Here is a 12,370-nt window from a genome sequence, read left to right as displayed (position 1 = left end):
CGATCCCTCATATGCGGCCCCGGCAGGCCGTGGCAGACGCGTCGCACAGCGGAGGCCGGCAGGACATGACAGATGAAAACATACCACAGTTACTGTCATAAAACTAAATCAGCCGCCCAGGAAGTCTCCCAAGCGGCTGATTGAAATGGTCGGTGCGACTGGATTCGAACCAGCGACCACTAGACCCCCAGTCTAGTGCGCTACCAGGCTGCGCTACGCACCGATTAAACCTGATAATTACAACTGATCCCGCAAATTCATCAGTTCCAGCTTCACATCCTGAAGCAGTGCCGCAAGCGCTTCGCCGGAAAGGTCAGATTTTCGGTACTTTTTCTTCGCTTCCAGACGCTTCCTCGCCCCCTCGATGGTCAGCTTTTCCGCGTATAGAAGTTCTTTTATCTCATGGACCAGCTCGACGTCCTTCTTCGAGTAGAGCCTTTGGCCGCTGCTGCTTTTCCTTGGCGCCAATCCCGGGAATTCAGTCTCCCAGTAACGCAGCACCGAGGTGGGAAGGCCAGTTACCGCGGACACCTCGCCGATTCTGAGGTAAAGCTTGTCCGGGGCGCCGGTCGTCATGGCTACTGCTGGATGTTGATCGCGCTCTTCAGTACCTGGCTCGGCTTGAAGGTGAGGATCTTGCGAGCAACGATGGTGATCTCTTCGCCGGTCTGCGGGTTCCTGCCGCGACGGTCGGACTTCTCTTTCACTACGAAGTTGCCGAAGCCGGCAATCTTGATCTTGTCGCCTTCTTCAAGAGTGGACTTAATCAGGTCGAAGACCGTCTCAACGAGTTCGGCGGATTCTTTCTTGGAGAAACCGACCTTCTCATAAATTTTTTCTACGATGTCCGCTTTGGTCATAATCCCCTCAACAGGTGAAACATTTCAGTGTGTTCTCAACAGCGGCTTAATCTAATACCATAGCGTTTTCGATTTCGCAACCGTTTTTATCTGAAGGAAACATTTAATTTTTTCTGCAGTGCCTCGGTTACCTTCGTGTGCAGACGGGTTACTTCTTCGTCGGTAAGGGTCTTCTCCTTCGACCCGTAGCGCACGCGAATAGCGACACTCTTCTCGTGTGCAGCGATGTTCCCACCCATGTACAAGTCGAAGATTTCCACCCCTTCCAGTTCGGGTGCCTTGACGCCGTTCACGCACGAAACCACGTCGGCGACGGGAAGTTCACGCGGCAGGAGCATGGCGATGTCGCGGAAGGTGGACGGGAAGCGCGAGGGAACCTGGGCGGCACCCTGTTTCTTCCGCGCCGAGAGAAGCGCCTCGAAGTTGAGTTCGAGGTAGTAAAGCGGCGTGGAGATGCCGTAGTTCTCCTGTACGGTCGGATGGAGCTCTCCCATGGAGCCGAGCACCTTCTTTCCGCTCAGGATGCGGCAGGCCTTGCCCGGATGGTAGTACGGGTCGAGTTCCTCGACGCTGAAGTTGACCCCGCCTACGTTCAGTTCGGCTAGGAGGTTCTCTGCGATCCCCTTGACGTCGAAGAAGTCGATATCACCCTTCGCCTGGTTCCACCCCTCGGGATCGCGTCTTCCGGTCAGCAGAGCGGATATGTAGAGCGGCTCTTCGGGGAGTTCGGCCCCCTCGACGGGGAGGTAGATGCGGCGCATCTCGAAGATGCCGAGGTTAAGCGTCCTGAAGCTTACGTTCTTGACCGCGGTGTCCAAAAGCCCAGGGAGCATGGTGGTGCGCATGACGGAGAGCTCGTCCGAGATCGGGTTCAAAAGGACCATGCCGTTACTGCGGAAGTCGTCCGCCGGGAGCATGATCTTCTCGCAGGAAGAAGGTGCGACGAAACTGTAATTGATCACCTCGGAGAGACCGTGGGAGACCAAAAGCCCTTTCACCCTGCTTGCCATTCGCTGCGTGTCGGAAGGGAGATCGGAGAAGACCGACGCCTGCGGCAGCGTAGCGGGCAACTTCTCGAAGCCGTTCACGCGGACCACCTCTTCGACGAGGTCTATCTCGCGCTCTATGTCGACCCTGAAGAGCGGCACCTTTACGGTGAAGACACCGGGCTCGCCCTGCTGCACCTCGAATTCGAGGCGCTCGAAGATGTCCTGCACTTCGGCTGCGGAGAGATCCAGACCGGAGACGGCGTTGATGCGCGACAGGCGAGCGGTGATGACGCGCGGCGCAACGGGCGCCGGGTAGACGTCGATGATCCCCTTGGCGACCTTGCCGCCGGAAAGCTCGGCGATGAGCTGGGCGGCGCGATCGAGGGCCCTGGTGAGCCCGGCGACGTCGGCGCCGCGTTCGAAGCGGTGCGACGACTCGGTGTGGATCCCGAGACGCTTGGAGGTCTTGCGGATCGCGGAGGGGTTGAAGTAGGCGCTCTCGAGAAGCACCTCGGTGGTCCCCTCCCCTATTTCGGAGTTACCGCCACCCATGATGCCGGCAAGGGCCACCGCCTTCGCGCCGTCACGGATGGTGAGGTCGTTCGAGGCGAGGGTTCTCTCCTGGCCGTCGAGGGTGGTGAACTTCTCCCCCTCGCCCGCCGCGGCAACGACGATCTTTCCTCCGGAGAGGAGCTTGTAGTCGAAGGCATGCAGCGGGTGACCGTACTCGAGGAGCACGTAGTTGGTCACGTCGACGATGTTGTTGATGGAGCGGATCCCTGCGGCCATGAGCCTGTTGGCGAGCCAGGCCGGGGAGTCGGCGAGCGTGCACCCGGTGATGTGGCGCGCGGTGTAGCGCGGGCAGAGTTCCGGTGCGAGGATCTCGACGCTTGCAACCGATGCGACGGGTGCCCCTTCCTCTTTTACCTCGAGGCCAGGGTAGTGCACCTTCTTGCCGAGTTTGGCGGCGACCTCGCGCGCGATGCCGACGACACTCAGGCAGTCCGCGCGGTTCGGGGTGAGCCCGATCTCGAATATGACGTCCTTGGTGCCCAGCGCGTCGAAGAGCGGGGTACCGAGGGCGTAGCTCTCAGGGAGGATCATGATGCCGGAGGACTCGGCGGAGAGGGCAAGCTCCTTTTCGGAGCAGAGCATGCCGCAGGACTCCTCGCCGCGGATCTTCGAGCGCTTGATCTTGAAGTCACCGGGGAGCGTCGCGCCGATCTGGGCCAGGGCGACCTTGTCGCCGGCCTTGAAGTTCTGCGCGCCGCAGACGACGTTCACGATCTCGCTGCCGTTGTCGACCTTGCAAAGCGAAAGCTTGTCCGCGTTGGGGTGCTGGTTCTTTTCCACCACCTGGGCCACGACGACGTCGTCCATGCCGCCGCCGACCTCTTCCATACGCTCGACCTCGAGGCCGAGCATGGTGAGCAGATGCGAGAGTTCAGCCGCCGGGAGGTCGCAATCGACGAATTCCTTGATCCAGTTATAGGTAACTATCATATCGATTCCTTCAAATGGAAAATCAAAACGCTTTTAGAATTGCTTCAGGAACCTGAGGTCGTTCTCGAAAAGAAGCCTCATGTCGGCGATGCCGTACTTGAGCATCGCGATCCTCTCGATCCCCATGCCGAACGCGAAGCCGGTGTACTGCTCCGAGTCGTACCCCACGTGGCGGTACACCTCGGGGTCGACCATGCCGGCGCCCAGGATCTCGAGCCACCCGGTCTCCTTGCAGACCCGGCAACCCTTGCCGCGGCAGATGACGCAGGCGATGTCGACCTCGGCGGAGGGTTCGGTGAAGGGGAAGAAGGAGGGACGGAGCCTAACGCCGATGTCCTTGCCGAAGAGCTGGCTGATGAAGAGGGTCAGGATACCCTTCAGATCGCCGAAGGTGATCCCCTTGTCGACCATGAGCCCCTCGACCTGATGGAACATCGGGGAATGGGTGGCGTCGGAATCGCAGCGGTACACGGTCCCGGGTGCTATGATGCGCACCGGCGGGGGCTGCTTCAGCATGGTGCGGATCTGCACCGGAGAGGTGTGTGTCCGGAGAAGGACGCTCTCGCCGAAGTAGAAGGTGTCCTGCATGTCGCGCGCGGGGTGGTCCTTCGGGAGGTTCAGCGCCTCGAAGTTGTAGAAGTCGAGCTCGATCTCGGGACCTTCCGCGACGGCGAAACCGAGCGCGCCGAAGATGGAGCAGATCTCCTCGGTCACCAGGGTGATCGGGTGTTTGGAGCCCATCGCCTGACGCCTGCCCGGCAGGGTCACGTCGATCTTCTCACCGGCGAGCCTTGCGGCCTTTGCCGTCTCGCGCACCTCGGTGGCGCGCGCGTCGAGTGCATCCTCGAGCTTCGCCTTCACGGTGTTCACCACCTGGCCGACCAGAGGCCTTTCCTCGGGGGAAAGCGCACCCAGCCCCTTCATGACGCCGGTGAGCGCCCCTTTCTTGCCCAGGTACTTGACCCGCAGTTCCTGCAGCCCCTCTTCCGTGGAGGCCTGAGCCAGTTCGGAGAGGGCCTCTTCTAAAAGTGCTTCCAGTTTATCCTTCATCGCATGACCCTATTTTCGGAAAAAAAAAGAAATGGGACATCGCTATCCCATTTCTCTTTATGCCCGCGGTATGTATTAAAATTTTGCTTTGGCTGCTGCCGCGATAGCTGCGAAACCTTTCGGATCGGAAACGGCCAGGTCGGCCATCACTTTCCTGTCGATTTCCACGTTGGCGAGCTTCAGACCGTGGATCAGCTTGCTGTAGGAAAGACCGTTGATCCTTGCCGCAGCGTTGATCCTGGTGATCCAGAGGGCCCTGAAGTCCCGCTTTTTCACCCTTCTGTCCCTGAACGCGTAGTTCAGTGCGCGGTCCACCGCTTCGGTGGCGCTCCTGAACAGTTTGCTTCTCGCGCCGCGGTAGCCCTTGGCAAGCTTCAATACTTTGTTTCTTCTCTGTCTCGCTTTAAAACCGCGCTTTACTCTTGGCATACATACTCCTTCTGGTTTTTAAATTAGCCGGATCCGCAAGGGGAGACGTTTCCTCACGGTTCTCGGACTTCGGTAACGGGCGAAAACGGCGGTTGAAGACGAACAGCTCCGAGGCGCACCCCGGTGCCGGTGTTCCAGTCCCTAGTCCCCAGCCCCCAGTCCCGATGTTATTTGTAGGGGATCAGGCAGCAGATGTTCTTGTGGTCGGAGGCTGCTACGATGCCGCTTTTACGGAGGTTGCGCTTGGTCTTCCTGGTCTTGGAGGTCAGGATGTGGCTGGTGAAGGCGTGAGCCATCTTGATTTTGCCTGTGCCGGTCTTGCTGAAACGCTTGGCGGCGCCCCTATGGGTCTTCATTTTAGGCATTGTTTTACTACTCCTTTGTTGTGGTGTTTATTTTTTTACTTTGGGGGCGATGATCATGAACATGCTACGCCCTTCCATCTTCTGCCTTACCTCGACCACGCCGATATCGGCGAGTTCGGCGGTTATCTTTTCCAGTGCGGCCATGCCGAGTTCCTGGTGCGTGATCTCGCGACCGCGGAAAACGACGGTGATCTTCGCCTTGTTCCCTTCTTCCAGGAAGCGACGTACGTGCTTAACCTTGAACTCCAGGTCGTGCGTATCGGTCTTCGGACGAAGCTTCACTTCCTTCAGCTCGACCTGCACCTGCTTCTTCTTTGCCTCAGCCTGCTTCTTAGCCTGCTGATATTTGAACTTGCCGTAATCCATGATACGGCAGACAGGGGGAACGGCTGTCGGCGAAACCTCTACCAGATCGAGTTGCTGACTCTCAGCCAACGCCAGAGCCTCGCGAAGCGGAAGAATACCAAGCTGCTCACTTTCGGCACCTACTACCCTTACCTCTTTGGCCCTGATTGTCTGATTGATGTTGACTGTAGGTTTAGCTATGACGCCACCTCCTATTTGTAGGTTTTAACTTCGTTCTCTATGAAGCCGATGAACTGTTCGGGAGTCATCGCTTCGAGGTTCTTGCCGTCGCGGAAACGAGGCGCGAGCAGGCCGCCTTCGACCTCCTTGTCCCCCACCACCAGCATGTACGGTATCTTCTGCAACTGGGCCTCGCGGATCTTGAAGCCGAGCTTTTCGTTTCTGAAATCCTTCTGAACCCGCACGCCCGCGGCACGCAGCTTGTCGAAGGCAGCCTGTGCGTAGGGAATCTGGTTGTCGGTAACCGTGAGAACGGTCGCCTGAACCGGTGCCAGCCAAGTCGGGAAGTTTCCGGCGAAGTGCTCGATGAGGACACCGATAAAGCGCTCGATGGCGCCAAGGATAACCCTGTGCACCATGACAGGGCGTTTCTTTTCACCATCCGCGTCGACATAGGTGAGATCGAAACGCTCCGGAAGGGTAAAATCGCACTGGATAGTAGCACATTGCCATCTTCTGTCAAGAGCATCGCGCAGCTTGATGTCTATCTTCGGCCCGTAGAATGCACCGTCGCCCTCGTTTATCTCATAGGGACGACCGGAATCCTTCAGTGCATTCAGAAGCGCGTTGGTGGCAAGTTCCCATGCATCATCGGAACCGATCGACTTCTCGGGACGGGTGGAAAGCTCCATCTCGAACTCGAAACCGAAGATCGCCATCACCTCGGTGACGAACTGGATGACCCCCTTGATCTCGCCGTCCAGCTGCTCCGGGGTGCAGAGGATGTGCGCATCGTCCTGGGTGAAGCCGCGTACGCGCAGGAGGCCGTGCAGAACGCCCGCCCTCTCGTGACGGTGCACCGTGCCGAGCTCGAAGTAGCGCAGCGGCAGATCGCGGTAGGAGCGCAGCTGCGAGCGGTAAATCATCATGTGGGCCAGGCAGTTCATCGGCTTCACGCCGTAGCTCTGCTCGTCCACCGTGGTGAAGTACATGTTCTCGCGGTAGTTCTCGTAGTGGCCCGAGCGCTGCCAGAGTTCGGTCTTCAGGATCTGCGGCCCCAGCACGATGTCGTAGCCGCGCTTTAAGTGTTCCTTCCTCTCGAAGTCCTCGAGGATGGTGCGCAGCATCGCCCCTTTCGGGTGCCAGATGACCAGACCGGCGCCGACCTCGTCGTTGAAGGAGAAGAGGTCGAGCTCGCGGCCAAGTTTCCTGTGGTCACGCTTCTTCGCCTCCTCGATCCTCTCGAGGTACGCCTCCAGTTCCTTCTTGTCGCCAAACGCGGTGCCGTAGACGCGCTGCAGCATGGCGCGCTTTTCGTCGCCGCGCCAGTAGGCGCCCGCGATGGAGGTGAGTTTGAACGCCTTGCACCAGGAGGTGCTCGGCAGATGCGGACCGCGGCAGAGGTCGGAGAAGTCGCCCTGGGTGTAAAGGGAGACCTTGTCGGCGCCGAGATCCTCGATCAGTTCGACCTTGTAGCTCTCACCCATCTTCTTGAAGAGTTCAACGGCTTCGGCGCTGGTAAGCTCGGAGCGGACGATCTTGAGATCGGCCTTGGCAAGCTCGCGCATCTTCGCCTCGATCTTCTCGAGATCTTCCGGGGTGAAGGGATGGTCGACGTCAAAGTCGTAGTAAAAACCGGTCTCGATGGCGGGACCGATGGTCACCTTGGCCTGCGGGAAGAGCGCCTTCACCGCCTGGGCCATCAGGTGCGAGGTCGAGTGTCTGATGATCTCGAGCGCCTCGGGGCTCTTCTCGGTGACGATCTCCACGCGGGCACCGTCGGTGAGCGTCGCTCTCAAGTCGACGAGGTTGCCGTCGATCTTGCCGGCGATGGCGGCCTTGGCGAGACCGGCCCCGATGGAGGCGGCCAGATCGTAGATAGAGGAGCCTTCAGGCAAGGGCCTTTGGGAACCGTCCGGAAGCGTGACCTTAATCTCGTTCATGCAAGACCCCTTTTGAAAAATCAGGATACAAAACAGAAAGAGGCATCGAAACTCGATGCCTCCGTCGAACCTCGTACTGAAGGTCTCTGTTTAATTGGTAGGCGCGGGCGGTTTCGAACCGCCGACCCCTAGCGTGTCGAGCTAGTGCTCTACCCCTGAGCTACGCGCCTGTTTTTATTGCTGCTTCGTGGAACTCGGACTTTGTACCAATTCGCCGTTTCAAAGTCAAGGTTTTATTTTCATGCACATGAATTTTTCTCATTGGAGAGACGGCGTCACCGCACATGCTTCGTCAAGCAGCCGGATCAGCGCCCTTGAGACCTCGGAAGGATCGGCGTCCACGCAACTCCCCTCATGGGAACAGGAGGGGATGGTTCCCCACCTGGAGCATGGCGCACAGGAAAGGGTCGAGGCGAAGACGCGGTGGTGCTCCCCTTTGGGCGCCCACTTGACGGGGTCGCTCGGCCCGAAGAGCGAAACGGTCGGCGTGCCGAGTCCGGCTGCGATATGCAGAAGGCCGGAGTCGCCGGAGAGAAGCGCCTTTGCTTTGCCGATGACGGCAGCACTTTCGGCGAGGCTCCCCTTCCCCGCAAGGTCCAGCGCACCGGTGGATCGGGCGATCATCTCGCACGCCTCAGCTTCTCCCTCCCCGCCTAAAAGAACGACGGCGTATCCGGCCAGCACGGCGGAGGAGGCGACCTGACGGAATCTGCCGATGCCCCATTCCTTGCGCGAAACGCTCGCTCCGGGGAAGATGGCCACGAACGGGCGCTCGCCGATATAGGCCAGAAGCTGCTGAGCCCCCTCTACCGCCTCCGGTGGCAGGGTAAGGAAGGGAACGGTGAGCTCAGACGGCGCCTCGATGCCGAGCGGGGTAAGCAGGCGAAAGAAGGAATACGGCTCGTACTCGTCGAGGGCGTAGGGGACGGCATCGGTGAAGAGCCTCTTTCTCTCGTTTGTGGCGAAACCTACGGAACGGCGGGCGCGCACCAGACGGGAGACGAGCGCCGAGAGGCGGTACCACTGCTCGGTGTCGATGACGAGGTCGTAGCGGTTACGCAGGACGGCGGCAAGCTCTCCCGGTGCGTCGTAGCGGTGCACGGCGTGGACGCCGGGACAGAACTGGAAGGCGGCGGCGTTTCTCGTCTCGGCGAGGATCTCGATGCGGCAGGCAGGGTAAGCGGACTTGAGCGCGCGCAGCGCGGGGATGAGGAGTATGGCGTCACCGATCCCGCCGGGGCGGATGACGAGGGCGCTTTGAGGCGCGGTGTTGGTGCCTGAGCGGCGACGGCGCAGAAAGAGATGGGACAGCAGGGGACCGGCGATGGCGTCTATTTTTTTCAAGAGGGTCGGCTGCAAGAGGGGTCCTCCATGGGAAGATCGTCGGCGCCTGAGGCGCCGGTGCGCCCTATCTTTACAGAAAACGGCGCGGTTTTGCAACCGGGTCGCCCCCCCTCACCTTTTCTTTCTCAGCGCCCCGGCAACTCCAGTTCCTTAATCTTCCTGTAGAGGGTATTGCGGGCAATACCGAGTGCCTTGGCGGCTTCGGTGATGTTGCCGTCATACTGGGAAAGCGCCTCCTTGATCGTCTCGGCTTCGGAATCCTTCAGGGCGTGCATGGGGGGGACGATCTTCTTCCTGCGCATGACGGCCAGCAGGTTGGACTGCGCCTGGCGCAGCGAGCTGAGCATCCGGTTCAGTTCCTCGGCTCCCATCCTCTCGAGCGCTTCAAAGCTCCCGCACTGCTCGACCAGTTCCGCCTCGGGTGCCGCGGAGGTCTGCGCTGCGGCTGCGGTGACGGCGGGTTCGGTACGTCGCGTGGCGGACGGACCGGCCAGAAAAGTCCCCCCGAGGTGCTCGGGCAGGATGGTGTCGCCGTTACAGATGACGACGGCTCGCCGCATCACGTTGGCAAGCTCCCTTATGTTTCCGGGCCAGGTGTACCCCTGCAATAGCCGCACGGTGCCGGGGGCAAGGCGCAGTTCCCGGTTCAACTGCTGCACGAAGTGTTCGGCCAAAAGCGGGATGTCTTCGCTGCGTGCGCTAAGGGACGGGATCTCGAGGCGCACGACGTTCAGGCGGTAAAAGAGGTCCTCGCGGAAGGTCTTCTCTCGGATCGCCTGCTCGAGGTCGACGTTGGTCGCCGCTATGACGCGCACGTCGGTCTTTATCGGCCGCTCCCCCCCTACCCTCATGAATTCGCCGGTCTCCAGCACGCGCAAGAGCTTCACCTGGATCTGCGGCGTCGCGTCCCCGATCTCGTCCAGAAGGAGGGTGCCGTTGTTGGCGAGCTCGAAGATGCCGCGCCGGGTCTGGTTCGCGCCGGTGAAGGCCCCTTTCTCGTGCCCGAAGAGCTCGCTTTCCAGCAGGTTCTCGGGAAGCGCGCCGCAGTTGACCGGGATGAAGGGCTGTCCGGCACGCGCGGAAGCGGCATGGATGAAACGGGCAAGCACCTCCTTGCCGGTACCGGTCTTCCCCTGGATCAAAACGGAGATATCCTTGCCGGCAACCTTGTAGGCGAGGGAAACCATCCGCTTCATCGAGGGCGCGCTGCCGACCCGGAAGCCCACCCCTTGCGCGACCTCGGCCCATTCGTCGGGGGAAGCATCCCCCCTTCTGTGCACGGCGCCGGCCCCGGCGGCCCTGGCGACCAGCTGCTCGATCATGTCGATGTCGTCGAAGGGTTTTTCGAGGTATTCGTAGGCGCCAAGCTGCATGGCGGTGACCGCGGTTTTCACCGTCGAGTAGCCGGTCATGATGATCACTTCACAGTCAGGCTGACGCGACTTGATGATCTCCAAAAGCGTGATGCCGTCGGTATCGGGGAGCTTGAGATCGACCAGGGCTACGTTGAAGCGCCCCGTCTCCAGTGCGGCCATCGCCTCCGGCTCGTTCGCCGCAGTCACCACATCGTACCCCTTGCGCGCCAGGAGGCGCTTGAAGAAGGTACAGACATCCCTCTCGTCGTCTATTATCAAAACCTGCGTTAGAGAATCACTCACGGCCTGCTCCACAGTTCATATTGAATAATCATGCCTCGTCTACCGGCAGCACCAGACTGAAACAGCTCCCCTGACCAAGCGTACTCTCCACCTCGATCCTGCCGTGGTGGGACTCCGCGATGCCGAGGCTGACCGAGAGGCCGAGGCCGGTCCCCTTGGTCGCTTCCTTACTCGTGTAAAACGGGGTGAAGATCTTCGAAACGTTTTCCGGCGCTATCCCCACGCCGTTATCGGTGACGCTTAGCACCGCCCAGCGGCGCCCCCCCTCGATGCGCAGCGAGGTTGCCACTTCGACAACCTTCTCTTTCCCTTCGATATCGTTGAGGGCGTCACGCGCGTTGATCAGGAAGTTCGTGAGCACCTGCTGTATCTGGGGACCGTTCGCCTTGATCTTCGGGAGCTCGCGGTCGAAGTGCTCGAAGATCGCGATCTGGCTGCGGTTGATCTGGTACTGGATCATGTCGAGGACACGTTCCGCCTCGGCGTTCAGGTTGACAGGGGTGAAGGGGGCCTGGTCCTGCCGGGAGAAGGTAAGGAGGTTCTGGATGATCCGCTTGCAACGCAGCCCGCAATTTATGATGTCGGAGAGTGCCTCGGCGCGCTCGGTGTCCTCGTCTTCCTGCATGTCGCGGGCGAGCATCTGCGCCGTGCCGATGATCACGGTCATCGGGCTGTTCAGTTCGTGCGCGACCCCGGCCGCCATGACGCCAAGCGCGACCATCTTGGCGGACTGTACCAGTTGGGCCTCCATCTTAAGCTTCTTGGTCACGTCCTTCATGATGATGGTGACCGCGGCGAGTTGCTTCTCCTCGTTGAAAACCGGGTAGTAGGAGAGTTCCAGGGACTCCCCTTCCGGGGTGTTCCACTGCTGGAAAACCGGTTTGCCGGTCGCCTTGATCTCCTGGAGCGGGCAGTTCTGACACGGCTCTGCCGTCCCTTTCAGCTTGGCGAAGCATTTGTTGGTGATGGCCCTGTTCCAGTGCGTGCTCATGCCGGGGGGGAGCTGCCCGTTGTGCAATAGCACGTTGTAATCGGTATCGATCAGAAAAATGGGGTCGGTCACCGCACGGAACGTCGCCTCCCATTCCTTCTTGGCGCGGGAGACCTGCTTGTAGAGCCGGGCGTTTTGCATGCTGATGGCGAGCTGGTCGGCCAGGTGCTGCACGAAGTTCAGCTCGGCGCGGGCGTAGGCGGCATCGATGGTGCTCCCGAGCAGGAGCAGGCCGGTGACCGAGGAGCGCTCGAAAAGGGGTGCCGCGGCGAGGGAGCGCAAGGGTTCCGTGTGCTTCTTGGTCATCCGCGCCAGACAAAGCGGGTCCTGCATCGGGTTGTAGCTTGTGGCACCCTTGTCGCGGAAGGCGTTCCAGATGACGGACTGCTTCGGGATGTAGCCGAGATCGGTGAAGTCCCTCGGGGAGACGGCAATGAGCTTCAGTTTTCCATCCTGCAGCTTGGCCAGGGCGAGGAAGTCGCAAGGAAGCGCCTCGGGGAGCTTTTTGAAGGCCCTCTCGATGATGTCCCCGATCGACATGTCGATGTTTATGTCGCGGGTTAGTTGCTGCAGGATCTCCAGGCGGCTGTTTTGTTTCAGCACGTCCTGGTTTCTCTTTTTCAGCTCGACGTAGTAGTTGAGCTTCGAGGAATCGACACCTGTCAGTTGTTCGAGCAGCTTGCCCCTGTTTTTCACGTTGCTTCCTTTGAGGA

The 12,370-nt window shown here is 60.1% G+C and carries 11 protein-coding genes and 2 tRNA genes; all 13 read right to left on the bottom strand.

The features are described 5' to 3' along the window. Positions 1–146: 146 nt before the first annotated feature. A tRNA-Pro gene (locus E4633_RS08820) sits at positions 147–223 on the bottom strand. Positions 224–237: 14 nt separating this feature from the next. Then, positions 238–576, bottom strand: coding sequence for a MerR family transcriptional regulator (locus tag E4633_RS08815; RefSeq protein WP_135869881.1), 339 nt, complete (start codon positions 574–576; stop codon positions 238–240). Between the two features lie 2 nt (positions 577–578). After that, positions 579–860: an integration host factor subunit alpha gene (locus tag E4633_RS08810; RefSeq protein WP_135869880.1), complete on the bottom strand. Its 282-nt coding sequence runs from the start codon at positions 858–860 to the stop codon at positions 579–581. An 86-nt stretch (positions 861–946) separates the two neighbouring features. After that, a complete protein-coding gene (gene pheT, locus E4633_RS08805) occupies positions 947–3,352 on the bottom strand; it encodes a phenylalanine--tRNA ligase subunit beta (RefSeq protein WP_135869879.1) in 2,406 nt (801 codons plus the stop codon). A 33-nt stretch (positions 3,353–3,385) separates the two neighbouring features. Next, positions 3,386–4,402, bottom strand: coding sequence for a phenylalanine--tRNA ligase subunit alpha (gene pheS, locus E4633_RS08800; protein WP_135869878.1), 1,017 nt, complete (start codon positions 4,400–4,402; stop codon positions 3,386–3,388). Between the two features lie 75 nt (positions 4,403–4,477). Further along, positions 4,478–4,831 carry a 50S ribosomal protein L20 gene (rplT, locus tag E4633_RS08795; RefSeq protein WP_015720525.1) on the bottom strand — a complete coding sequence of 118 codons (354 nt, stop codon included), beginning with the start codon at positions 4,829–4,831 and terminating at the stop codon, positions 4,478–4,480. A gap of 167 nt (positions 4,832–4,998) precedes the next feature. Next, positions 4,999–5,196: a 50S ribosomal protein L35 gene (gene rpmI / locus E4633_RS08790; RefSeq protein ID WP_129128247.1), complete on the bottom strand. Its 198-nt coding sequence runs from the start codon at positions 5,194–5,196 to the stop codon at positions 4,999–5,001. 27 nt (positions 5,197–5,223) lie between these two features. After that, on the bottom strand, positions 5,224–5,742 hold the full coding sequence (infC, locus tag E4633_RS08785) for a translation initiation factor IF-3 (protein ID WP_135869877.1): 519 nt from the start codon (positions 5,740–5,742) through the stop codon (positions 5,224–5,226). An 11-nt stretch (positions 5,743–5,753) separates the two neighbouring features. Next, positions 5,754–7,664, bottom strand: coding sequence for a threonine--tRNA ligase (gene thrS / locus E4633_RS08780; protein WP_162604966.1), 1,911 nt, complete (start codon positions 7,662–7,664; stop codon positions 5,754–5,756). A 95-nt stretch (positions 7,665–7,759) separates the two neighbouring features. Further along, positions 7,760–7,834 (bottom strand) — tRNA-Val (locus E4633_RS08775). Between the two features lie 88 nt (positions 7,835–7,922). Then, positions 7,923–9,023 (bottom strand): glycosyltransferase family 9 protein, encoded by a 1,101-nt coding sequence (locus tag E4633_RS08770; protein ID WP_135869875.1) that lies wholly within the window; start codon positions 9,021–9,023, stop codon positions 7,923–7,925. 110 nt (positions 9,024–9,133) lie between these two features. After that, positions 9,134–10,666, bottom strand: a complete 1,533-nt coding sequence (locus E4633_RS08765) for a sigma-54-dependent transcriptional regulator (protein WP_135869874.1) — start codon at positions 10,664–10,666, stop codon at positions 9,134–9,136. A 28-nt stretch (positions 10,667–10,694) separates the two neighbouring features. Next, positions 10,695–12,353 carry an ATP-binding protein gene (locus E4633_RS08760; RefSeq protein ID WP_135869873.1) on the bottom strand — a complete coding sequence of 553 codons (1,659 nt, stop codon included), beginning with the start codon at positions 12,351–12,353 and terminating at the stop codon, positions 10,695–10,697. Positions 12,354–12,370: the final 17 nt, after the last annotated feature.

This window comes from Geomonas terrae, from assembly GCF_004791675.1.
GTDB lineage: Bacteria > Desulfobacterota > Desulfuromonadia > Geobacterales > Geobacteraceae > Geomonas > Geomonas edaphica.
The sequence above is the reverse complement of the archived record's forward strand: the minus strand, read 5'-3'. Positions and strand labels throughout refer to the sequence as shown.

Excerpts from the sequence above, each read along its gene's own strand:
- E4633_RS08815 (WP_135869881.1), bottom strand. The coding sequence starts at position 576 with ATGACGACCGGCGCCCCGGACAAGCTTTACCTCAGAATCGGCGAGGTG.
- E4633_RS08810 (WP_135869880.1), bottom strand. The coding sequence starts at position 860 with ATGACCAAAGCGGACATCGTAGAAAAAATTTATGAGAAGGTCGGTTTC.
- pheT (WP_135869879.1), bottom strand. The coding sequence starts at position 3,352 with ATGATAGTTACCTATAACTGGATCAAGGAATTCGTCGATTGCGACCTC.
- pheS (WP_135869878.1), bottom strand. The coding sequence starts at position 4,402 with ATGAAGGATAAACTGGAAGCACTTTTAGAAGAGGCCCTCTCCGAACTG.
- rplT (WP_015720525.1), bottom strand. The coding sequence starts at position 4,831 with ATGCCAAGAGTAAAGCGCGGTTTTAAAGCGAGACAGAGAAGAAACAAA.
- rpmI (WP_129128247.1), bottom strand. The coding sequence starts at position 5,196 with ATGCCTAAAATGAAGACCCATAGGGGCGCCGCCAAGCGTTTCAGCAAG.
- thrS (WP_162604966.1), bottom strand. The coding sequence starts at position 7,664 with ATGAACGAGATTAAGGTCACGCTTCCGGACGGTTCCCAAAGGCCCTTG.